Source organism: Clostridium ljungdahlii DSM 13528 (genome assembly GCF_000143685.1).
GTDB lineage: Bacteria > Bacillota > Clostridia > Clostridiales > Clostridiaceae > Clostridium_B > Clostridium_B ljungdahlii.
In genome coordinates this window covers 1,970,763-1,995,467 of record NC_014328.1, presented here as the reverse complement: position 1 = coordinate 1,995,467, position 24,705 = coordinate 1,970,763, and the positions used below count along the sequence as shown (strand labels likewise).

The window sequence follows — 24,705 nt, the reverse complement described above, 5'->3', positions numbered from 1 at the left end:
TTCATACCACTCCATCAATATATATAGGCATATATATGCAGTTTTCTCTAGTAATTAAATCTCCTAGCCTGCAGTACATTCCAATAAATTCACTTTTGCTATAAAAACATCCAAGTATAGGAAATAAATTTTTTCTTTCTTCACCAAATGTTGATCTACATATATAGTTTAAAGTTTTTATATTAATTCTCTCTTGAAAAATATAGTTATCCAGATTGTTTATATCCTGACAAGATAGCTGTCCCCTAGTGTATATCCCCTCTCCTTCCCTTTCTAATATGGGTTTACAGATATAATCTATGGTTTTCATAGATTTATTACTAAAATCAGTATAGGGAATATATTTTAGTATTATACCTTTTTCACGCTGTGTAAAAAAATCTGTTCCAAGCATTTCATATACCACAGCAAAAATGGACTTACTTTGCCCTATCATAGTTACAGGTTGATTTATACAATTTCTATTATTTATCCACTTTCCAACATCCTGCATATTGAATTTTTCAAACCAATTTAGTGGAAAATACCTATAAATCATATCAATCCTGTCATCAAAATAATACAACTTACCATTTTCGACTCTTAGATTATACACATTACCTCTTATCACTCTAATTCCATATTTGTCACTTATTTTTTTTATTATGTTATATACAATATTTATATTATAGTAATCTTCATAATAACATGTACTAAATATTCCTATAGTCTTTGGGGAATATTTTATTATATATTCTTCAATATTTTCACTTAAAATGTTTTTGAAATTATTATTTGGATTTTGTACATTACGTTTATATCTATTTACAAGATAGTCATTTACAATAGTACTTTCATATAATCCAGCAGGAGTTTCATTATTTAGCTCCATAAGTTTCAAATTGTTATCCGTATCCAGAGCCCAGTCCATTCTTCCCAAAATACTCAAGTACTTAAAATCTTTTGATGAATATATATTTTCACTTACATTTGATGTTCCTAAAATTTCATCAAACCATCCCTTATTTTTATATACAAATTCAGAAACCTTCCTAAATATGTCCAAGACTTCGCAGGAAGCATTTTTTAACTCTTCAAATTTATCACTACTTAAGATGACTTCATCTAAAGATATGTACTCCCTTGCATTATTATAAGCACCTGTAAATCCTAATTTTACGAGATCTAAATTTACCTTTTTAAATTCATCATGTCTATCTTTTATATTTTTATTATATTTTAGATTTAGTTTAGGATTTCTTATTCCTATTGGAGTTATAAATGTAGTTTCATTATTTGTAAGATAGTCATAGTTCCATCTGGAGCATATTCCCCTTATTTCATTACATGTGAGATAAACTCCCAAATTGCAAAAAGCATCAACAGTATGAGGATATCCCCTTCTTAATTCAACTATATTGTCTTTTCTTATTTCCTTAAACTCTTGAAGAACGTAATAATTCCTATACTCTTTAATGTCATCTAAAATACTTTTCCATTCTTCTTTTGAATACAGCTTTCCTATAAATACATCTTCGCTATAACGTCCAAGTATAGGCTTTATTACATATTTATCCTTATTATATCTAGCCTCATCAAAATTCGTATCACTTAATAACTCTGTATATGGGATACATTCTCTTACGACACTTGCAGTACCTTCATCTAACCTATTTTCTCTCAATAATTTGTGAAAATAGGCAAATATACTTTTACTTTGAAGAATTATTACTCTAGGATCATTTAATATAAGCACCTTATTTTTTTCATATAAATTTAAAAGAAGTTTAATGTCATTAACCTCATATAAATTTTCACATGGAAATTGCCTCAAAATAACATCTATGTGCCTATTAAAACAATATACTTCTTCATCTTTAATGTATATATTATTACTTCCGCCAAAAATTACATTTATCCTATCATCTTCAAGCCATTTTCTATAGAGCATTGATAAATGGACTTCTTCATAATGACATGGATCCGCCAGAACTAATACATTGATTTTTTTGCTGCCATAATACTTTTGAATTATTGAATTAAATTTTTCTCTAAAATTTTCAGAAAAGCCTCTATTTACATTATTATTGCAATTAAAGTATTCACCTACTGCGAGCTCCCTTTGGGCACAGGGCTTGTCATAGTTGCCTTCACTAAAAAATATTTTGCCATCATACTGGAGAAAGCAATCATATCTTGTCCAAAAAATATCTGGAATTTCTCTATTCAAATGCATTATTTCATCTTTAAGAGGGAAATCAGGAATCATGCTGCCATAATCATTGTATTTAATTTTGAAGTTATTTAACACATCTAAAGACAGTCTATTAATTACATTAGTGTAATTCTTTATTTTATTGTATTCAATTTCTGTTAAATAAAAAGGATATGGAGAATAGACATCTCCTTTTCTTCTGCAGTGTATTGAGTAATATTCAAAAAGTAATTCATCTACCACATTGTTATATTTCATCCTACTAAACTCCTTATTATAAGTCTCATACTTGCTGTCCTGTTTTTAGCCAATTTTTACTACAGTATATAGTCTATCCAGCCACACTACCAGCATGTACACCACTATAACCAGAAGTACTTATATGATCTGAAGAAGATGTAACTCCTCCATTGCTAGTTTTAATGCTGCTTATATTAGAGCTTGTATATGGACTTACCACTCCACTGGTAGAATTTGTCCAACTGTGCCACCCATAAAAATCCACATTTGATTTACCTCCATTTGATACCTTATATCCTTTAAAAAAACTATTAGGATAGTATACAAAAGGTGAAGTGCAGCCAGACTGCTGCTGTGCTGCATTCTCCTGATCCTGCTCAGTTATATAATTTTGATTGTATGTATATATTGAGCTTCCAACCAAAGCTGATATAATTAATCCTAATGCTGCTTTTTTCTTATTCATCTAACTTCAATTCCTCTTTTCCTTTAACTTACTCACATTAATTCCAATATTGTTAGCCTTTAAGTAATTCAAATACTCCTTTACATCTTCTTTTATATTTTCATCGCATACATATAGTACGTTATGGATTTTTAAAAAATTCAACATTTCAACTTCCGGCAAATCCTCTTCTGTTATTTCATATTGATTATTATATTGATTTACACTGTTTATTTCAATATCCACATATCGATTATTATCAAGTATAATCATGTATTTATCATAATTTTTTAAACGTGTGCTTGAAAATAAAGCAAGCTTTTTTAATATAGGCTTGCTTTTAACTACTCCAAAATCGTGGCACACCATATTAAAATCTGGTACTATAGTATATTTATCTCTATACTTATAGCCGTATTCAAGTCCCCTGCCTCCTGGTATATCCAGTATAACTAAACTTTCTTCATTTCCAACAGATTTAATTTTAGTCATATCTAATTGTATGTTACTTTCAATATCTACATTCTCTAAATTTACAACAGATGTAAAAACAAGAGATTTTATAAAGCAGGACATTTCTCCTGCATTTAAATAAAAATTTTTATATATGTTGTAATAATATTCCTTAATAGCTTCATCTATCAATACCCAAGGCTCCCTTCCCTTTCAACTACAACAGAAAAACATTTTTTTAAATTTATACAATGAGAAAGTCCTCTTTCGTCTTCTATTTCTATAAAATCATCTGTTACTCCCATAACAGTTACATCCTTTAATGACGTATCTTCCTGTTCATTATTATAAGATTCTATACTAGCATAGATATATATATTAACCTTAGCTCCCAAATATTTTTGTAACCCAACCATTTATGTATCCTCCTATTTTATTTATAACTTAATGATACAATTATATTATTATTTTCCTATAATGTTAACTACTTTTTTAAAATATACAAATTTGTTTCATTTACTATATTTTAATTAGCATAAACAAATATACCCTATAAGCAAACCTTTAAAAGTCTACTTTATAGGGCATAAATCATATATCAAATTTATTTTAATCAAGCTTTACTAGGTTTTTCTGAACCTTGTAATTGATTATGTTTTTTTTCATTATCACTGCTTTCCTTATCATCAGTATGAATACTATGGTCACCAGATTCAACATCATTACTAGCAGCATTAATGTCATCACTTATATTTTCCTGACAAACTTCAGCTGGAGTTAATAATTCTAAGCATTTTGAAACTTTTTTATTTATCATATTAATAGCTAATAAAACAATTGAAATACCTCCATATAGTGCAATTGGTTCAAATATCCCTGGAAGCAATTGTGATGAAAGCAGCTGTTTAGCAACAGTAGCAGCAGAATATCCTTGAGCCACATATTGATTAGTAGCTTGCCTAAACAAATAAATGTTATTAGCTAATGATGCAATTCCAAGAACTGCCACAACTAAAGCAGCAGCATTCAAAATTTTTGAAACATAAATCTTGTTTGATTTCTTTAATCCAGTTTTATCTTTAACTTTCATAATAATTTATCTCCACTTCTGTCTTTAACGGTTATATTATAAATTTACCGTTATTTAATTATTTAGTAACATATTATTTCATTGACTTATGTTACTAAATAATTGTTTCATTTAGGTGGCAATATTGTTAACAATTTATAACTATTTATAATTTTTCAATGCTTCAAACATTCTTTTTGAAATGGCCTCATAACCTATAGAATTAGGATGAAAATTATCTGCAGCAAAATAATTTCCTGAATTATATTTAAAAAGGTCATATGTAGGAATATATATGGCATTATCATCTGACGATACAAGTTGGTCTGTTTTATAGTTCCACTCATTTAAAAGTTCCAATTTATCTTCAGTTAACTCGCTTCCAAAAGGATTATACAATCCAATAAACACAATTATACTATTTTGATTTCTACTTCTTATTAATTTAAAAACATCTGATAGATTTTTCATGTATTTATTTTCAACTGTCTTCAAACTATCTGTCTGAACAGCAGAGGGAACTGTACTTGAATTTTTAAAATTTTTTATTTCATTTCCACCAATAGAAATAAAAATCATATTTGAATCCTGTACATACTGTAAGGTCTGTTTACTTTTTACTATATTTAAAAGTCCAGAAGATACATCACCATTAACAGCAATGTTGGTAACGTCTATAGATTTTTTAGTTTTACTTTTCCAAAGTTTAGAAAAATCATTTGCAAATCCACTATTAGTTTCATCCCCGGTTCCTCTTGCCAGTGAATCACCCATAACTAAAATATTATAGGAATTACTGTTTAATTTCTTTATTTTAGTATCCACAGCCTTATTCTCACTTCCCTTATTTGTAACTTTACTACTGGTGATGCCCGATGCATTAGTAATACTAATAGAATATGCAAATCCTGCTGCAAATACTATTGTAAATATACATGCAGCAATAGATAAAATTGTAAATCTTGATTTTTTATTCATTACACTTTTCCCCCTCTGCCTCTAAACCAACACATCTTGTCTTTGAAATACGCTGAAACTTATAACTAAAGCTGCAATCGACCATAAACACAGCACTGATGCAGAAAAAGAAAGGCTCATTCCAGAAACAGGTTGATAAGATGCCGTTAAATATTGTGTTAAATCCAAATTTACAGCAAAGAAATATTTAATCATCGGCCAATCCTGCAAAAACATCTGGAGGAATCCCCCTCCTATTAAAGTTGCCAGCATTATACCCACAGATGTGACAGTATTTCTCACTATTACAGAAACCATAAAAGATAAAGTTGCAATATTTACAGAAACAAACCATCCAAGTGAATATACTAAGATAGCATACTGCCATTGGTAAATTCTTATTACATTTGAGGAATCCAGCTTATTTCCTATAACTTTAAATCCCGTTGCCATAGGTTCATTCCATCCACCGCTGTGAAATGCAAAGCTTGATATTATTACACACATAAGTGCTGACTCTAAAATTACTATACATGATAAAATCAAAACCCCAATGTACTTGCTAAGTAATATCTTCCACCTTGGAACAGCCCTAGTTAACAATACCTTTATTGTTTTGGAGGAAAATTCTCCAGAAACAGCATCTCCTGCTAATATAATTATGAGCAGCGGTAAAAACAAATAGATTGCCTCATCCATAAAATCAATAGTAAATTTTGCACTAGTTGGAGTTATTGGATTTATGTTGTGATTTATATAATACTGCAGCTGTTCAATCTGAATGTTTATTGAATTTTTTCTGTCCTCTTTTATATATTGGCTATTCATAGTATTTTTCAAATATAATATCTGCTGATTCACTATTGACTTCCAATTATAATTTTGAGTTTGTCCCGGTGTACCTGAAAATCTCATTATCGTATGTTTATATGATGCATTTTCTCCATAACAAAAAAGGGATACAAGTACAAGTAAAATTACAGAAATAAGAACTAATTTCTTCTTTGAAAGCATCTTAAGTACTTCATTTTCAATTAATCTTATCAAATTTTATGCCCCCCAATTAAATAATTTGATTTCCCTCTGTCAGATTCAAAAACAAATCCTCTAGTGTCTTGTTTTTGTTGTCAACATACTTTATCATAAGTCCTCGTTCTACAAAGCAGGAATTTATCTCTTGAAGTTTTTCTAACGAGACATTTGCTTCAAGCCTTTCTTCAACCACATTGCCTTTAACCTTCCAATTTTTTTCTAAAATTTTTCTTCCCTTTTCATTGTCACTTAAAACCCAGAATACCCCTTGATTACTTAATAATTTATCTACATCTGCACTTTCCAAAACTGTTTGCCCGTTTTTAATTATGGTTACTTTGTCACACATAAGTTCAATTTCAGAAATAATATGACTTGATACAAGTACGGAAATATTTTTTTCACTTGCCAATAGCTTTACTAAGTTTCTAAGTTCACTTATTCCAGATGGATCAAGTCCATTAGTTGGTTCATCTAAAATGAGAAGTTTGGGATTATGCATTAAAGCCTGTGCAATTCCAAGCCTCTGTTTCATTCCAAGAGAATAGGTACTTACCTTGTCTTTAATTCTATTTTTCAAGCCTACCAAATCTACTACATTTATTATATCCTTTTCTGTAACATCTCTACTCATGGATGCCAACATCTTTAAATTATCTATTCCACTAATATAGTTATATAAATCAGGTCCTTCTATGATACAACCCACATTTGACATAGCTTTTACATAATTTTTAGTTATAGAGTATCTACATATATCTATTTTCCCGGAAGTAGGCTTTGAAAGTCCTACAATCATACGAAGTGTCGTTGATTTTCCTGCTCCATTAGGGCCTAAAAATCCCATTACTTCTCCTTGCTTCATTGAAAAACTTATTCCTTTAATTATCTGCCTGCCCTTTATTGTTTTTGTAACATTATCCAGTAACAATACTTCATCTCTCATCTTTATACCTTCTTTTTAGGAATTGTATGATATATACTTTATTATGAGTAAATTTATAGTATATATCAATATCAATTGATGGAATTTAATATTTTATTAATTTTAATAAGCTGCTTAAAAAACAAATATACATTTAGAACATATAATAAAAAGGAATTGCTGAACTTTTACTGTGCTCGGCAATTCCTTATAAAAATTTTAGATAATATTAAACATTATATTTTAATCTAGCTTATTTTCTTTTTTCAATTCATCGTAAGTTATAACACAAAAGTTCGAATCACTTCCTTCATATTCTTCAGTTTGATCTACAATCGTTTCTTTTTTGCGTCCTGGACCGGCAGCCCCTGGTACCCTAAATTGATTTTTATCAAGCTTTTCTATCGGTTTCTCTAAAGGTTTATCAAGTTGAGGTATCCAACTATAGGGTACTCTATATGATCTATAGACCATATTCATCTTAGTAGAACTTTTTCCATCATATGGGCTTATATATTCCCATACTATTTCATGATCCTCTGTAACTTCTATACTACGTCCATCTGAACCTTCTGTTATAAGTGTATTTCCATTTGGCAAACGTTGAGCATTACTTATAAATGGGCTATAAAATCTTGCAGCGTCCAGTGGATTTATAAAACCAGCTTCTTCTGGAGTATACTGCCATATTATTTTCAAAGTTATGGGATCAAATTCGATAACTCTGGAATAATCTCTTAAAGCATTCCTATTTCCACTTACAGAACCTGGATTTGGAATACCATAACCTCCCCATCCACCATTATCAAATACAAGTATATTTCCTTCTCCTGGAAGGCCCCTAGGTATCATATGTACATTATGTTGTCCTATTATCCAACCTAGATTAATGAGCTCCTCACTTGTATCATAACGAGGTCCTATCTTCCAGACAATTTTTCCTGTTTTCTTATCTATAATAGCTAAAATATTGGCTTCTCTGCTGTCTAAAATAATATTATCTGAATTAAATCTTTCATCTCCACCATCAAACCATTTGTTAGGTCCTATTAACGATATAGAATTTATGTGAAGCCAATCTCCTATGCCGCCGCCTGCTGTCCTCAGGTTTGGATTACGATATAATATATTTTTAGCTGCTTCATCAAAGCCAAATTCATCAAAATGATCACTGGCATTCCACTTCCATATTATATTTCCATCCCAGTTAACTTCAATAATTTTGTCATCCAGTAATATTTTATCAGATATTCTATCATTTTTTATATTTTCATGACATAAAATGAGAGTATTCCCTTTATCAACTTTTGGTTTCATACCAGGAACATAGTATCCTACTGGATTTCCCTCTCTTTGATAATCATGATGCTGCCTTGCCATCCACTTTGGCTTTTGTCCGGGATCTTCTATATATTCATGCCTATTAAATTTCCAAACTATGTTTCCATTCCAATCCACCTGTACAAGGTCAGTCATATCCTGAAATCCATACCTTGAATCCCTTTCTCCTGTACTTCCTATAACATATCCACCTGGTAGTATTTTATTAGGAAATCCATGAAGATTTTTCCAAAGTTGAACCTCCTGGCCATTCATATCGATTAATAATGCTCCTATATCTTTTGCTTGAAAAATAGTATAACCATTCCAACATTTTTCAGGATTGTATATTGTAACTCCTGTTGGATAAACACTTGGGTATCCCATAATTATCCTCTCCATTCATATTTATAATTATTTTATAGCTTCTTGGTAATATGACTTATCTGCCCAACTAGCAGTATTAAACTTGTTTGTTATTAAGTTATGATCTAACAAGAACTTTTGCGTTTCATCTAATCTTTTTATTGTATCTTGATTTATCTCCGTTTGTAATACATTAAAATTAGGTGATTCACCACTGTATTGTTGTTTTACAGCCTCCAAACTTAAGCCAGCTTTAGTTAACAATTTATAACTCTCCTCTGGATTTGATTTAAAGTAGTTTCTTGCTTCAATCAACGCTTTGTCTATAGCAACAGGTACTTTGGAATTTTGCTTAATATAACTATCTCTAGCAACTACAATACTCTGAGCACTTATTTCTGGATACTGTCTTGAACTTACAATATTCCTTGCTACTTTTTTAACAGCAGTTAATTGAAGTGCTGAATCGTCTGTTAATACAAGTGCATCTAAATTTCCTGAAATAAGTGAAGATTCTGCATCTGTAGTAACATTTACAAGCTGTACGTCTTTATCTGAAAGTCCACTTTTACTTAATATTTCTAATAAAAATTTCTGAGCATATGTTCCCTTTGCAAATCCTATTTTTTTACCTTTAAGATCTTCTACTGTCTTTATTTTAGAATTATTTTGTACAACAATAGTAGAATAAATTTTATTTTGACTTATTCCAATTAAATCTGTTTGCACTCCTTTTGACTTTAACACAACTCCAGGAAAATCTGCATATACTGCAATATCTATTTTATTACTAGTAAGTGCTTCATTTACTGCAGGGCCTTGTCCTGAAAAAGGATTATATTCTACTGTATAACCTATTTTTTTTAATTGTTCCTTAAAAAACTTTTTTTGCTGTGCTATAGCAGCTGCTCCACCTAAAGAATATTGACTTCCAGGATATCCTATTCTAACAACTTTCTTTTCACTATCATTTGTTGAATTACTTGAACTGACTCCACCTTTAGAACATGCTGTAAGTGTAAATATAAAGATCCCTGCAAAAATTACTGATAATAGTTTTTTTTTCATTTATTTATCCTCCAATTTATATAAATTTTAACTATACTAAATTACATAATCCGATACAACGTTATTTTCTACAAAAAATTCACTAAATACATGTTTCCTAAGTACAGAAAAATTATGACTATTTCTATCTCTAGGTCTCGCAATTTCAACAGGTAAGACTTTTTTTATTTTTCCAGGTCTTGAAGACATTATCACAATCCTATCACCTAAATATATAGCTTCATCAATGTCGTGAGTAACCAATATCATAGTAGTTTTTTCTTTTTCCCAAATCTTTAAGATTTCTCTTTGCATTTGTATCCTTGTAAGTGCATCTAATGCACCAAAGGGTTCATCTAAAAGTAAAACTTCAGGTTTATGAACCAACGCCCTTGCAATAGCGGCTCTCTGTGCCATTCCTCCAGATAGTTGATGAGGATATGCATTTTCAAATCCCTTTAATCCAACTAGTTCAATATGGTCCAGCACAAGCTTTTCTTTCTCATCATTAGAAACATCATATAGTCCAAAAGATATATTGTCTTTAATCGTAAGCCATGGCAGAAGCCTGTGATCCTGAAAGACCATTCCAACTTTTGTACCAGGTTCACTTATTTCTCCGCCATTTAAAGTTACAGACCCAATATTATGCTCAACAAGTCCTGCTATAATTTTAAGCAATGTACTCTTCCCACACCCACTATGCCCAACAATACTTATAAATTCTCCTTTTCCAATATGTATATTTATATTTTTAAGAATTTCTATTTCTTTATAATTAACCGTATAACTCTTATCTAAATTTTTTATAATTAAATCTCTATCATTTTCTTCCAAAGTGTACACCTCCTATTAATTATTAGAGTCTTTCCCATCTAGATGCAAAATGTGCTATTTTTCTAAGAATAGTATCCATCAAAACTCCAACTACACCTATTACTATAATTCCAACTATTACAACATCAGACTGCATTAAGCTTCTTGCATCATTTATTCTATAACCTATACCTGAACTTGAAGCTATCATCTCAGCTGCCACTACTGACATCCATGAAGCTCCTGCTCCAAGTCTCAACCCAACAAATATAGATGGAATCGCAGATGGAAGATATACCTTTTTAAACAAATCTACTTTCTTTATCTTATATAATCTTGCTACTTCAAGATACTGCTTTGGGGTATTTTGAATACCATTTATAGTATTTAGTAATATAGAGAAAAAAGCTCCCATTGCTATCATAATAACTTTTGAAGTTTCACCTATTCCAAACCAAAGTATAAACAATGGTATCCATGCCAATGGTGGTATTTGCCTTATTCCATTAAAAACTATAGTAAAAAATTTATTTGTTTTCTCTGAAATTCCCATACTTATTCCCATACTTATACCCAATGTAACTGCAATAAAATATCCTTTAAATACTCTAAACAAGCTTGTAGCCAAATCATTTATTAATTGTCCACTTTTTATCTGTGAAATAAATGATTTTATTACATCTTCAATAGATGGAAGTAATATAGATGAAACTATTTGTAATCTACTAATCAATTCCCATGTAACTAAAATTAAAATAGGAAATAATAGATAATTAATAATTTCTTTTGTCAATTTAGTATGTCCATTCTTTTTATACTTGATTGTTTTAGTATCATCTCTATTAATATCAGTTTCCATATTCAAATCCTCCTTATTTAAACTTTATGGTTATTAATTCAACTATACTTATTACTAATTTGGTAATAAGTAATAACAAAAAAGCCAAGCTTCAACAAACTTAGAAAATCCACTAAAAACGAAAAAGTGTTTTCCAGTTCAAATGAAACTTGACCTCTAGTTTTTCTAGTCAGCCAACTAAAATATTAAATTTACCTATTAAAAAACTTCCTATGGAGAAACCACAGGAAGTTACATTCTCATGTTTCTCATCTTTCAGGTTATCCCTGCTGGAATTAGCACCATTGAATATAAAATATTCAGGTTGCCGGACATCATAGGGCCAGTCCCTCCGTCTCTCTCGATAAGAAGTTATTCAATTAATTTATACATATGATATAACTTTTAAAATACTTTGTCAACATGAAATTTAAATTTTTTACTTTATAGTCTGTTTAACTCTTGTAAATAATCTTTTAAATCATGTAACTTTATATATATTCCACTACAATCAAGACTACGGAAATCAACCATGGAATAAGAATTATACTTTGAACTATAATAAGGATATCTTAGATTATTATGCAACTGTTGAAATTTAATATCTTGAAGGACATATTTATTCAATTGTTCTTTTATTTGTTGTTGAATATTTTTATCAGGACTTATAATATCTATTAAGAATTCAATAGCACTTTCAATTGAATGAGTTTGATTTCTCTTTCTAAAGTAATCAAGTTTTGGATCAACTAATCTGAAGATTTTGGCACGAATATATTTTTCCATTGCTTGTATAAAAAAATAAATGGCATGTCTATATTCGCATCTTTCCATTAAAATATTTCCAACTTCCTCATCTTTTTTGGCTAGCATATAATATTCATTTGAAACATCAATATTATGACGAATATTTCCTAGATACATATATTTTCCTCCATAAAATATTTATTTTTACGAAAATTATATCATCTTATCTGCTTTACATAAATACTTAATAATTCTTAAGCAAACTTAATAAGTAAAAAAAGAAACACAAATTATAAAATGTGTCTCTTTAATATATCATAATACATTGTCATTTAGGAAAAATATATTTTCCATAGGCAAAAGTGCTGCCCCATATACAGCTGCATTTTCCCCAAGATTTGAAAACATCACATTACACTGACTCTCATCATAAAAACTGTTATCCGTAAATATCTTTTTAATTAGTTCTTTTTCTATGAAATCCTTATAGGGAAATATTTCACCACCTATAAGTATATTTTTAGGATCTAATGTCAATATTATATTTTTAATACCTTCAGCTAAAAAATCAACATATGTATTCAATACTGCTTTTGCTTTTAAATCCATTTCACTTTTCTTTAAAAAATCGTCCAAGTTTCCATTTACATCATTAAATGCTTCCCTGTATGCACCAAGTAGTGCCTTTTTAGAAGCATATAGCTCCCAACATCCTTTTCTTCCACAATTGCACCTTTTTCCATCTTTTACGATAGCCATATGTCCAAATTCACCTGCACGTTTATTAAATCCCTTATATACGTTATTTGCTATAACTACACCTGTTCCAATACCTTCTGTAATAGATATAAAAACAAGACTATTTTTTGCATCATTAAAATTAATAAATGTCTCTGCATAAGCTGATGCATTTGCTTCGTTTTCTATAAAAATGGGAAATTTGAAATACCTCTCAAATTTTTTAAAAGATACATTTTTAAAGCCCAAATTAGGTACATTTTTTAATAGGAGTTCTTTTTCATTTACCGTACCAGGTAGGGAAAATCCTATTCCCAGTATTTTATCCGGTGAAATATTAAAATTATTCACCAAATATTCAATAGCCTCTGCCGTTTTAGAAATCACATCAGTAAAATCATATAATTTTTCTGGCATACTAAAGTCTATTTCATGTATTATTTTAAAATTCAAATTTGTAAGTATAATTTTCACCTTATCTTTTGTAATCCACACTCCAAAAGAATATCTGCTGTCTGGCAGGAATTTGAGAATCGTAGGCTTCCTGCCGCCAGTTGACTCTGCAACTCCAGCTTCCTCCAAAAAACCCTGTTCTATAAGCTCATTGCTGTTACTTATAACTGTTGGAATGCTTATATTAAGTTTTTGGGATATTTCCTGCTTTGTAAGTTTATTATTTCTATATAACAAGTTTAATATTTTTTTCTGATTTAATATTCTTATTGTTTCTTGATCTACTGATTTTAATCTACTCATCTTAGTACCACCAATCAAATTTGAAATTATATCTATAATAATTTAATTATATCATTACTGTATGTAATTTTTAAGTAAACATTGTAAACAAGTATAAATTCGTGGATTTTTCTTTATATAAAATGGGTGTTGATGATTTTACACATCAACACCTAAAATTGTAGTTAATAAACATTTTAAATAATCTTTTTAACTAACTTTCTTTCCTTGTTCACCAGCACGTACTCTAAGAGTAGTTTCAATTTCTTCAAGTGATCGATTACGTGTTTCAAACACTTTGTAATGAACAAACCAAATTGCCGCAAAACAAATAACACCATAACCTATGAACAAATTACCAGTGCCAAAGAAACTTAATAATGTTGGAAATGTTAATGACACTACAGCATTAGAAGCCCAGTTAACTACACTGCCAAATGAATTACCTAATCCACGAATGTTTAATGGGAATACTTCACCAATCATAACCCACATTACAGGTCCCCAGGTAGCTGAGAAGAAAGCAATGTAAACGGTTAATGCAATAACACAAATAATTGAACCAATAAATGAGCCATTAGACAATTTCATTGAGAAGCTCATAATTAATAAAGAGACACCCATTCCAAGGCCACCGTAAATCAACATCTTTTTACGATCAATTTTATCCATAATAGCAACAGCTACAGCTGTAACGATAACATTAAAAATTCCAATTCCGATGTGAGCAAGTAAAGCTGCTTGAACACCAAAACCAACAGCAGTAAAAATAGTTGGTGCATAATAGAGAACTGTATTACAACCCATAACTTGTTGAAAAATAGCTAAGCCAACAGCAATAACCAATGCTGGATGAACAAATTTACTGAATAACTCGCTAAGTCCACCACTTTTAATTTCAGCTTGTTTCTTAATCTCAACAAGTTCATCATCAACAGCTTTTTGATTATGTTCATTCATCTGATCCAAAACTTCTTTAGCTTTATCAAGCTTTCCATCTTTAACTAAATAACGTGGACTTTCTGGTAATACAAGAGCACCTAAGAAAAGTATTGCAGATGGAATAGCGGCAAAACCAAGCATCCAACGCCAACCAGTATATAAACCTGAGAAACTGTAGTTAGTAATATAAGCTAATAATATTCCACTCATAACCATTAATTGAAATAAACTTGACATAGATCCACGTTTTTCAGCAGGTGATAATTCTGCTAAGTATGTTGGAATTAATGCTGATGCAGAACCAACTGCCATTCCAAGAATAATACGTGATATAATAAGTGTACTAAATCCTGTTGAAAATGCTGACCCAATTGCTCCAATAAAGAAAATAACTGCTGATAACAAAATCAACTTTCTACGTCCATACCTATCTGACATTGGTCCAATAATTGCAGCTCCAAGAACGGCTCCTACTAATACAGCACTAACAACCCACCCTTGCTGCCATGAATCAAGACTCATTTGTTTTTGGATAAATAAGATTGCTCCTGAAATAACTCCAGTATCATAACCAAATAAAAGACCGCCAAGTGCACCAAAAACATATACCATCGCACTATTAATTTTTACATTCATTAAACCCATCTCCTCTTTTAATTTATATAGTCAAAAATTTATATATTGTCGTATGCCTATAATTTTCTCCTACCTTTAATACAGGTGATGGAAAATTATTATGATTTAACGCATCAGGAAAATATTGAGTTTCAAGACACAATCCACTATTTTTAGTGTAGCAAGTATCTCCCTTACAATTTTCAAATTCATTTAAATAATTTCCCGTATAAAATTGTACTCCTGGTTTAGTCGTATACACTTTCATAACTCTTCCACTACGAGGATCAAGAACTTCTGCTGCCATTTCTAAATTTTTTCCTTTTCTATTTAATATCCAATTATGGTCATATCCATTTCCATAAATTATTTGGTCATATTTACTTGATATACTTTTACCTACCGTAGTTAACTTTCTAAAATCCATAGGTGTATTCTCTACAAACCTTATTTCACCTGTAGGAACACTTTCCCTATCATTAGCTGTAAATCTATCTGAATTTATCATTACTTGATGATCCAATATGCTTTTAGACAGATGCCCTGACAAATTAAAGTATGAATGGTTTGTAAGATTAACCACCGTATCCTTATCTGAAACTGCAAAATAATCAATTCTGAGTTCATTATCTCTTTTAATCGTATACACAACTTTAACATTAAGGTTACCTGGATATCCTTCTTCTCCATCTTTACTCGTGTATAATAATTCAAGGCATTCATTTCCATCATCATCTACATATGTCCTTGGTGTCCATAAAACTTTATCAAATCCTACTATTCCCCCGTGCAGCTGATTTTCTCCTTCATTTTTAGTCAAACTATATACTTTATCATCTATCTTAATTTCTGCACCTTTTATTCTATTTGCATTACGTCCTATAATTGCTCCAAAGAAAAACTTTCCTTTTATATATCCCTCTAAATTCTTATATCCTAGTACAATATCATCAAGCTTGCCTTCTTTATCCGGCACCGTAAGAGAAATCAATCTTCCACCATAGTTTGAAATTTTAACACTCATACTATTCTCATTACACAATGTAAATATATATACTTCTTTATCTTTAGATACTTTTCCAAAAACTTCTTTCATAATCCCCATAATAGTAAGATCTCCTTATATGGATAAGTTATCTATTTCTTTAAACTTATCTTTTAAACAGCTATATAAAGATGAATAAACTTTATATAGTTTATCATACTTTTCAACATTTTCTCTTATAGGCTGTATTTTATCCGTTGTCTTTATCAAAGCTTTACATGCTTCATCTACTGAATTAAAAAGTTTGCATCCAACTGCCGCAAGTATTGATGCACCATAAGCTGGACCTTCCTTTGAATTTATAATACTTACATTTAAGTTGAAAACATCTGCAATTATCTGTCTCCAAAGCTTACTCTTAGAACCTCCACCACTTATTCTTACTTCCTTCATATCAACATTTAAGTTTTTAAGTATTTCAAGTGAATCTCTAAGAGCAAAAGATACTCCTTCCAAAATGGATCTTGTCATATCTCCTCTTTTATGTGTTACATTTAATCCAATAAAACTTCCCTTTGCACAAGGATCGTTATAAGGCGTTCTCTCTCCTATTAAATAGGGTGAAAAAAATAACTTATTACTTCCTACAGGAGAACTTTCTGCTTCTGAAAGTAATTTTTCAAATACATCTCCACCTATATCTGAGTTAACATTGTCAACCCACCATTTAAGGCTTGATGCTGCAGATAGTATTACCCCCATTTGATGCCACTTTCCATTAGCATGACAAAATGAATGAAGTCTATTTTCCTTATCTACATAAAACTTTTCACTTGATGCAAAGACAACACCAGATGTTCCAAGTGCTACAGATAACACTCCAGAATCAACTGTTCCAGTACCTATAGCTCCAGCTGCCTGGTCACCTGCCCCAGCTATTACTTTTGTAGATGTTGACAGCCCAGTTTCACTTGATACTTCTTTTGAGACATTACCTACAACTTCATAGGATTCATAAACTTTAGGTAAAACATCTTCTTTTATCTCAAGTAAATCTAATACTTCATTAGACCATTTTCTATTTTTTACATCAAACATTACTGTTCCAGAAGCATCAGACACATCAGATGCAAATTTCCCGGTAAGTTTAAAACTTATATAGTCTTTAGGAAGCATCATATGTGCTATTTTAGCATATATATCTGGTTTATTTTCTTTAACCCAAAGTACTTTGGGAAGTGTAAAACCAGTTAAGGCCATGTTACCAGTATACTTTGAAAGTTTATCTTGGCCAAATTCTTTATTTAAGTAATCACACTGTTTTTGTGTCCTTTGATCACACCACAATATGGCCGGCATTAAAACCTTATTTTTATTGTCAAGAATTACAAGTCCATGCATTTGTCCACTAAAACTTATGCCTCTAATAGTTTCTGGTTTTATATTATGATTATTTATAAGTTCTCTAATTCCATCTTTAGTACTATTCCACCAATCATCAGGATTTTGTTCTGCCCATCCGACCTGAGGATAACTTATACCATAGTCTTTAGATACACTGGTTAAAAGTTCGCCTTTTTCATTCATTATGATAAGCTTTACAGAAGAAGTTCCTAAATCAATTCCTAAAAAATTCACAGTAATCTCTTCTTTCATGAAATTATTGGTATTTCAGTAGAGGCAGTTTAAAACCACCCCTACATGTTTTAATTCTATTTATCCTCAAGTATATATTGATTTACTACTGATTCTAAATATTCTTGTCTTCCTGATTTATTATTTATAACATTATTTTCTAAAGCATATTTTTCTAATTCATCAAATCCTACTTTGCCATCTACTATGTCTTTACCTATTCCTGTAGAAAAGCTTGAATATCTTTCTTTAATAAAGTTTTCAATAGGAGCATCTTGTAATAATTTATATGCAACTCTAAGTCCTTTAGCGAAACTATCCATTCCTGCTATATATGCTAAGAATAAATCTTCTGGTTCAAAAGATGCTCTTCTTACCTTTGCATCAAAGTTCAATCCTCCTGGTGCTATACCGCCATTTTTAAGTACTTCGTACATTGATAATGTTGTATCGTATACATTTGTAGGAAATTGATCTGTATCCCATCCAAGATGTGGATCTCCCTGGTTTGCATCTAAGCTTCCAAGTGCATTATTATTTCTTGCTAGGCATATTTCATGCTGGAAAGTATGTCCTGCTAAAGTAGCATGATTTGCTTCAATATTTATCTTGAAGTAATCTTCTAGCTTGTACTTTCTTAAAAATCCTAAAACAGTTGCTACATCAAAATCATACTGATGTTTTGTAGGCTCCTTTGGCTTTGGTTCTATAAGAAATTGTCCTTTAAATCCTATTTTCTTTGCATAATCTACTGCCATCTGTAGTATTCTAGCAAAGTTGTCCATTTCAAATCCCATGTCAGTATTTAGAAGTGTTTCATATCCTTCTCTTCCACCCCAAAATACATAGTTTTCTCCACCTAATTCATTTGTAACTTCTATTGCTTTTTTTAGCTGTGCTGCTGAATAAGCATAAACATTCGCATTACATGTAGTTCCAGCACCATGTACAAATCTTGGATTATTAAATAAGTTAGCCGTACCCCATAATAACTTTTTATTGTTCTTTTTCATTAAGTCCTTACACATTGCTACTATTTCATCTAAATTTTTATTTGTTTCTGCAAGGTCTTTTCCTTCAGGTGCTATATCTCTATCATGAAAGCAAAAATAATCTATATCTAGCTTGTTCATAAATTCAAATGCTGCTTCCATTCTTGCTTTAGCAAGCTCCATTTTATCGTTTACATTATCCCATGGCCTAACCATTGTTCCTGATCCAAACTGATCAGTTCCATTAGCAGTTAACGTATGCCAGTAAGACATTGAAAATCTTAAATGATCTCTCATCTTTTTTCCGCCAATTACTTCATCAGGATTATAATATTTAAACGAGTAAGGATTTTTCGAATCCGGTCCTTCATAATTTATTTTAGATACATTATTAAAGTACTCTTTCATCACAATCACTCCTTATTTTATTGTTGAATCTAGTATAACACCTTATCAAAACTTTTTCAAGTGACTTTATAAAGTTATTTTATTAACATACTTCCCTTATGTTTTATATATGTGCTATATTATTAGTCTTAAATACAGTAAAAAGGTAGCTTTATACTCAATAAAGCTACCTTTTTAAGGTCTAATATTACTAATTAAATTTTATATTATCTATTTTCTTATTAGGAAATTTTATCTTCATCCTATCTAAAAATGCAGTATTTTTGAAAATCTTTTTAAATACAAAATACCCCAAAACCATTACTATAAGTTCTCCTAATGCCTGAGTAAAAAATGTGTAGAAAAAAGGTACTTTATAAAGTACATGAAGTTCCTCTGCTATAATTGCACTTCCTAAAACAGGCCATATAACTGAAACAAGCATATTTTTCGTTTTCCACATTGCATAAGTTGCCAAAAGAGTAGCAAAGCTTCCAACAAACACATCCACTATACTAAAGCTATAAAAATTTGCAACGGCACATCCTACAGTCAGTGAAATTATATAAAATGGATCTATAAAAGCAAGGAAATTAAGCATTTCACTAACTCTAAGTCCTATTGGACCCCAATAAGAAAGCTGCCCTAGTGCAATAGTTGAAACTATGTATATTGCAGCTACTATAGCTATTTTTACTAATTTATTAGTTCTACTCATTCATTTTACCTCCAACTCCATCTAAATCCGCACCACATCTAGCATCTATATCGTCTAATATCTCCACTCTATCATAATAGTTAGTCTTAAGGGATTGGAACAAATGGCTATGATAAAACTCCTCTATGAGCTCATTGTCTCTCTTTACTTTTGTAGTATTTTCACAAAATATATTTATTGTAACTCTTTCAAAATATTTTAGTGCCAATTCTACATCTCTTTGTAATTCCTTAATATTTTGTCCAACCATACCAAAAAGTAAGTTAACCCAATCAAAATTCTTAAATTCAAATGCTTTTCTATCCCCTATTCCTTTATTTAATACATTTTCTCTGTAACTTATATCAAAGCTCTCTGCTCCTACTATAAACTTTAATTCTGTAGGTCTAAATTGTTCTCTAAATAGTTTTATATCATTTTCATATTTAACATGACTTTCCATAATCAACTGTCTTATATTTTTGTCCCTGCATAATTTAATAAGCTCAAATACAGTGGAAGTATCTAGTTCACTGGCACTTCCAGAGTTCATTATCTGAAGTACACCATATTTTCCCGTAACTTTTTCAAGTACTTTATGATTCAATTTATGATTTCTAAAAGCATTGTAATCCTCATCCAGATGGTAATCACAAAATATACAGTTTCCCCAAAAGCATCCGCTTCCCCTTAGAAGCACTACTTCCCTAGGCAGCCTTTTAGTAACCTGTCCATATCTTTTTAACTTTGGTAAACAATTCATTTAACTTGTCCTCCTTGAATTTGAAAACATGCATATAAGAAATGGAACTATCCTGGACGCGAAAAAAAGGCAGAGATATTTTCCACCTTTTAATTACAAAATAAACTATCTAAATAGCTAATCCCTAGTTTTATTTATAGACAGGATGGTTCCGAACTGTCTTATGCGATTTTTCTCAATTTATTATACGCTATAAAGTATTTAAAATCAAGGGGTCTGAGGGAATATATATTTTCTATTTTTTAACAAATAATAAGAGATGTTATTAAATGTTAGATTTTACGTTTGCAAAATATGTTTGCAAACAATACTTTAGATTATTATAATATATAACATATTTTCATATTACTTATTGGAGTTATTAATTTATATTGAATTTGTTGACAACTTTTGATATAATTCATATATCGTTTATTAATTAAATGTAAAAAATGTGCTACACAATTTAATGTATTAGCGGAAAGATAAGCCCGGAAAGTAATCTATTTCCGGGTTTCTGTATTTTTAACAAAATTTATAAGTAAAGGCAAGGTTAAAATTATGTTTATGTATGTATTTTCAGTTGTACTTATAATTGCAGCAAATATCTTTTATAACATATGTCAAAAAGCAACACCACAAAAAGCAAACCCATTTATAGCGTTGTTTGCCACCTATGCAATAGCATCAATAGTAACTTTAATTTTATTTCACTTTTCTAAAACAGATAAAGGATTTTTGGGATCAATTAAAGATTTAAATTGGACTAGCATAGTCCTCGCTTTTTGTATAGTAGGACTTGAATTTGGATATATCATGGCCTACAGATCTGGCTGGAGCATAAGTGTATGCCCTCTAGTAGCAAACAGCATTCTTGCAGTTCTGCTCATTCCCATTGGGATATTCATTTTTAAAGAGAATTTTGAATTAAATAAGCTATTTGGAATAATATTCTGTATTATAGGTTTAGTACTGATAAACAGAAATTAAAATGACAAATATTGGCCCGCGTGATATAATTAACCTACTACTTAGTCATTATAGTACTCACTTAGATTTTCTATATACTGAGATATATGGAGGTTAAAATAAGTGGTCTTTTTACAATTAGCTATTTTATCCCATTGCTTAGCAGATTTTATATTTCAAAGTAATGATATTGTACAATTAAGAAAAAGTTCTAATTTAAAGAAGTGTTTAAAAGGTAATATCATCCATGCCATAATCGTATTTAGTATATTATTTACCTTTCTAATTGTTGGATATAAATTTAAAACAACATTAGCTTATTCACTTCTAATAGGGCTTTTTCATTTTACTGTTGACTTAATTAAAAATTTACTTTCTCTAAAGATAAAATCTATCCATGATAGACCTATTTGTCATCAAAAAACATCTTTCCTTTATATTATTTTAAGTCCCCTATTCCGATGGATTAATTCCTTAATTTTTATTATAGATCAAATCCTACATGTAGCAGTTATCGCTTTTATTTGGGGACAAACTAGCATACAGAGTAGCGAAAACATTATCAACTGTGTCTACCTCAATAGAACTTCTACTATAGATATTCTAAGTTATTTAATTATATACCTGTATGTATGTTTTGGTGGAAGATTCTTTATAAATGTTGTTATATCTGAACTTTATCTTCAACCATATAAAAACAAAGCAATGAATCTTCAAATCATATCCCCCTTAAAAAAGACCTCCGACAGTGACTATATAGGAATATTTGAAAGATTTATTATAATCACTTTAGTTATCAATGGAGCATATCAGGCAATAGCATTTATATTCACAGCAAAGTCAATAGCAAGGTTCCGTGAATTAGAAGAAAAATTTTTTGCTCAATATTACCTAGTAGGTACTCTATTTAGTACGTCTCTTGGCATCTTAGGTGGAATTTTACTGAAATATATAATCAATAAATAGTTAAATATTTTTTCTCACCAATTTTACTTACAAATCATAAAATATCACAAAAGATAATTTGTGTAAATATCACTTGAAAACGTGTTTTGATTTTTAACTAAACATTGTATGTGTTTTGATTAAAACCTAAACGCGTATAATTTTATTTCACAAGATAACTATGTAACAAAAATAATGCAATGTAAGTATGGTTGCATTCTAGGAGTGATATATTGAACTATTTAACTATGATTTGTGATTTAAGGAAGTCAAGAAAGCTTGTAAATCGAGAAAAAGTTCAGTATCAGTTAATTGACATGTTAAAAGAAACTAATGAAATATTTCAATCAATAATAGTTGTTCCTTTTATTATTACTATAGGTGATGAATGGGAAGGGTTGTTAAATTACGATTGTAATTACATGAAAATCTTAGATTTTTTTCATAAGGAATTAAAATCAATTGACTTTTATTGTGGTATCGGCATAGGACCTGTTTCTATTAAGAATTTTCAATTAACTGTAAATCAATTAGATGGTCCATCATTTTACCTAGCTAGAGATGCTCTTATAGATGCCAAGAAGCAAAACCTGCCTATTGTAGTAAATGCATATTCATAATCTATTCCATTTTATTACTTATTAAATAGAAGTCAATAAATTTATTAATAGCTTTACCATTCCATGGTTTCGTTGAATAGTAAAATATTCAGCACTATTTAACTTTTGACTTATTCCTCCTATAGTCTCATTTAATTTATCTGCATTTTTTTCTATTATTTTTCTATAAGATTTATGCTTCATATATTCAATATATATTATCTTTTGCTTCCGTGTCAGCCTACTTTTTAGAATTTCATTATTTTCTATAACAACGTTTATTATATCATCTAAAGAAATTAATTCATTACAATCTACTACATCCACTGCAACTTCTTCATTAAATGGAATGTTCCCTTTTGTTTTAAGAAAATGATTTTGTACTGATACGTAACTCATTATAGATTTAAAAAAAACCTTATTCGTTTTACTATAAATATATTTTGTCCTTTTTTTAGACGATTGTTTGGCTATATTTATAGCCTCCCGGGCCATTATAAAGCATGAGCCATCCATCCTGCGGGTATCTTCATAAATATCTGTTTTCAGTTCACCTATTCCAATTCCTGAATAAAACTTTACATTATCTTGCCAAAGCAATCTTTGAAAATCATGAATAATATCGTAGCAGTTTTCAGGCTTACTTGTAATAAGCTGCCACTCGTCCCCAAGGGTAAAATTTATTTGAGAAACTAAGCTATCATAGTACTTTTGATGTATCACGCCAAAATACTTTTTTAACTTTTGCTGCAACATCTCACGATTTGGTATATTTCTAGAATCAACAATATCCATTGTTACTACACCATACAACTTCAACTTAGTTTTCTCCCTTCAACCTAAAAACAATTTTAACCATATTATACCACATAAATTCTCCAAATAGTAGAAAATAAAAAAACTATATAGAGTTTATAAACGAAAAATCAACTTATACTCCGGATATTTTCTACAACCTTCAGCTCGATTAAATACTTTGATAAGGCTAAGGAAAAAATTTAAAAAATACTGAGAACTTTTGAAAACTCGTACCTCAAACAATTCAAAAGTTCTAAATTTTTAAAAGATTTTTTTCTAAGCCTTATATACAAAATATTTAAAAGAGCTTCATTATTGTAAAAATATGCCTGCGTATAAGTTGATTTTTTAGTTAGAATGTTCATATATAGATCGTAAAGTTTAATTGTGAAGTAACTATCTATACGAGCTATACGAGGGTTTCTGCTTGAAATTTGAACTTATGCATAAAATATACTGACAAAATTGAAATCACAT

General features: G+C 30.0%; 24 protein-coding genes and 1 riboswitch. Of the genes, 3 read left to right on the top strand and 21 right to left on the bottom strand.

Annotation, left to right across the window (positions count from 1 at the left end):
- Position 1: 1 nt before the first annotated feature.
- From CLJU_RS09045 to CLJU_RS08950, 20 genes are all read right to left on the bottom strand, one after another.
- Positions 2-2,452 carry a glutathionylspermidine synthase family protein gene (locus CLJU_RS09045; RefSeq protein WP_013238496.1) on the bottom strand — a complete coding sequence of 817 codons (2,451 nt, stop codon included), beginning with the start codon at positions 2,450-2,452 and terminating at the stop codon, positions 2-4.
- A 73-nt stretch (positions 2,453-2,525) separates the two neighbouring features.
- Positions 2,526-2,900 carry a hypothetical protein gene (locus CLJU_RS09040; RefSeq protein ID WP_013238495.1) on the bottom strand — a complete coding sequence of 125 codons (375 nt, stop codon included), beginning with the start codon at positions 2,898-2,900 and terminating at the stop codon, positions 2,526-2,528.
- Between the two features lie 6 nt (positions 2,901-2,906).
- Positions 2,907-3,524 (bottom strand): hypothetical protein, encoded by a 618-nt coding sequence (locus CLJU_RS09035; RefSeq protein WP_013238494.1) that lies wholly within the window; start codon positions 3,522-3,524, stop codon positions 2,907-2,909.
- Complete coding sequence (locus CLJU_RS09030) at positions 3,521-3,748, bottom strand: hypothetical protein (RefSeq protein ID WP_013238493.1); 228 nt, start codon at positions 3,746-3,748, stop codon at positions 3,521-3,523. The genes CLJU_RS09035 and CLJU_RS09030 overlap by 4 nt, the downstream gene beginning before the upstream one ends.
- A gap of 197 nt (positions 3,749-3,945) precedes the next feature.
- Positions 3,946-4,422, bottom strand: a complete 477-nt coding sequence (locus CLJU_RS22730; protein ID WP_013238492.1) for a hypothetical protein — start codon at positions 4,420-4,422, stop codon at positions 3,946-3,948.
- A 141-nt stretch (positions 4,423-4,563) separates the two neighbouring features.
- Entirely contained in the window at positions 4,564-5,379 is an 816-nt protein-coding gene (locus tag CLJU_RS09020) for an SGNH/GDSL hydrolase family protein (RefSeq protein ID WP_013238491.1), read from the bottom strand.
- A gap of 21 nt (positions 5,380-5,400) precedes the next feature.
- Complete coding sequence (locus CLJU_RS09015; protein WP_013238490.1) at positions 5,401-6,405, bottom strand: ABC transporter permease subunit; 1,005 nt, start codon at positions 6,403-6,405, stop codon at positions 5,401-5,403.
- A gap of 16 nt (positions 6,406-6,421) precedes the next feature.
- Positions 6,422-7,336: an ABC transporter ATP-binding protein gene (locus tag CLJU_RS09010; RefSeq protein ID WP_013238489.1), complete on the bottom strand. Its 915-nt coding sequence runs from the start codon at positions 7,334-7,336 to the stop codon at positions 6,422-6,424.
- A 222-nt stretch (positions 7,337-7,558) separates the two neighbouring features.
- A complete protein-coding gene (locus CLJU_RS09005; RefSeq protein WP_013238488.1) occupies positions 7,559-9,022 on the bottom strand; it encodes an aryl-sulfate sulfotransferase in 1,464 nt (487 codons plus the stop codon).
- A gap of 27 nt (positions 9,023-9,049) precedes the next feature.
- Positions 9,050-10,069 carry an ABC transporter substrate-binding protein gene (locus CLJU_RS09000; protein ID WP_013238487.1) on the bottom strand — a complete coding sequence of 340 codons (1,020 nt, stop codon included), beginning with the start codon at positions 10,067-10,069 and terminating at the stop codon, positions 9,050-9,052.
- Between the two features lie 36 nt (positions 10,070-10,105).
- Positions 10,106-10,885: an ABC transporter ATP-binding protein gene (locus tag CLJU_RS08995; protein WP_013238486.1), complete on the bottom strand. Its 780-nt coding sequence runs from the start codon at positions 10,883-10,885 to the stop codon at positions 10,106-10,108.
- A 22-nt stretch (positions 10,886-10,907) separates the two neighbouring features.
- Entirely contained in the window at positions 10,908-11,723 is an 816-nt protein-coding gene (locus tag CLJU_RS08990) for an ABC transporter permease (RefSeq protein WP_013238485.1), read from the bottom strand.
- 245 nt (positions 11,724-11,968) lie between these two features.
- A riboswitch (SAM riboswitch) is annotated at positions 11,969-12,073 on the bottom strand.
- A gap of 73 nt (positions 12,074-12,146) precedes the next feature.
- Positions 12,147-12,626 (bottom strand): HEPN domain-containing protein, encoded by a 480-nt coding sequence (locus tag CLJU_RS08985; protein WP_013238484.1) that lies wholly within the window; start codon positions 12,624-12,626, stop codon positions 12,147-12,149.
- Positions 12,627-12,764: 138 nt separating this feature from the next.
- Positions 12,765-13,943: an ROK family transcriptional regulator gene (locus CLJU_RS08980; RefSeq protein WP_013238483.1), complete on the bottom strand. Its 1,179-nt coding sequence runs from the start codon at positions 13,941-13,943 to the stop codon at positions 12,765-12,767.
- A gap of 189 nt (positions 13,944-14,132) precedes the next feature.
- Positions 14,133-15,500 carry a sugar porter family MFS transporter gene (locus CLJU_RS08975; protein ID WP_013238482.1) on the bottom strand — a complete coding sequence of 456 codons (1,368 nt, stop codon included), beginning with the start codon at positions 15,498-15,500 and terminating at the stop codon, positions 14,133-14,135.
- Between the two features lie 22 nt (positions 15,501-15,522).
- Complete coding sequence (locus CLJU_RS08970) at positions 15,523-16,584, bottom strand: aldose epimerase family protein (protein ID WP_013238481.1); 1,062 nt, start codon at positions 16,582-16,584, stop codon at positions 15,523-15,525.
- Positions 16,585-16,599: 15 nt separating this feature from the next.
- A complete protein-coding gene (xylB, locus tag CLJU_RS08965; RefSeq protein ID WP_041705090.1) occupies positions 16,600-18,102 on the bottom strand; it encodes a xylulokinase in 1,503 nt (500 codons plus the stop codon).
- Positions 18,103-18,176: 74 nt separating this feature from the next.
- Positions 18,177-19,499, bottom strand: a complete 1,323-nt coding sequence (xylA, locus tag CLJU_RS08960) for a xylose isomerase (protein ID WP_013238479.1) — start codon at positions 19,497-19,499, stop codon at positions 18,177-18,179.
- A gap of 190 nt (positions 19,500-19,689) precedes the next feature.
- Positions 19,690-20,196, bottom strand: a complete 507-nt coding sequence (locus CLJU_RS08955) for a QueT transporter family protein (RefSeq protein WP_013238478.1) — start codon at positions 20,194-20,196, stop codon at positions 19,690-19,692.
- Entirely contained in the window at positions 20,189-20,938 is a 750-nt protein-coding gene (locus CLJU_RS08950) for a hypothetical protein (protein WP_013238477.1), read from the bottom strand. The genes CLJU_RS08955 and CLJU_RS08950 overlap by 8 nt, the downstream gene beginning before the upstream one ends.
- A gap of 540 nt (positions 20,939-21,478) precedes the next feature.
- On the opposite strand from CLJU_RS08950, the gene CLJU_RS08945 reads away from it, so the two are divergent.
- From CLJU_RS08945 to CLJU_RS08935, 3 genes are all read left to right on the top strand, one after another.
- On the top strand, positions 21,479-21,907 hold the full coding sequence (locus tag CLJU_RS08945) for an EamA family transporter (RefSeq protein ID WP_013238476.1): 429 nt from the start codon (positions 21,479-21,481) through the stop codon (positions 21,905-21,907).
- Positions 21,908-22,009: 102 nt separating this feature from the next.
- Complete coding sequence (locus tag CLJU_RS08940) at positions 22,010-22,852, top strand: DUF3307 domain-containing protein (protein ID WP_013238475.1); 843 nt, start codon at positions 22,010-22,012, stop codon at positions 22,850-22,852.
- A gap of 212 nt (positions 22,853-23,064) precedes the next feature.
- Complete coding sequence (locus tag CLJU_RS08935) at positions 23,065-23,451, top strand: SatD family protein (RefSeq protein WP_013238474.1); 387 nt, start codon at positions 23,065-23,067, stop codon at positions 23,449-23,451.
- A gap of 21 nt (positions 23,452-23,472) precedes the next feature.
- Here CLJU_RS08935 and CLJU_RS08930 read toward each other — a convergent pair whose 3' ends face one another.
- Entirely contained in the window at positions 23,473-24,249 is a 777-nt protein-coding gene (locus CLJU_RS08930; RefSeq protein WP_013238473.1) for a SatD family protein, read from the bottom strand.
- Positions 24,250-24,705: the final 456 nt, after the last annotated feature.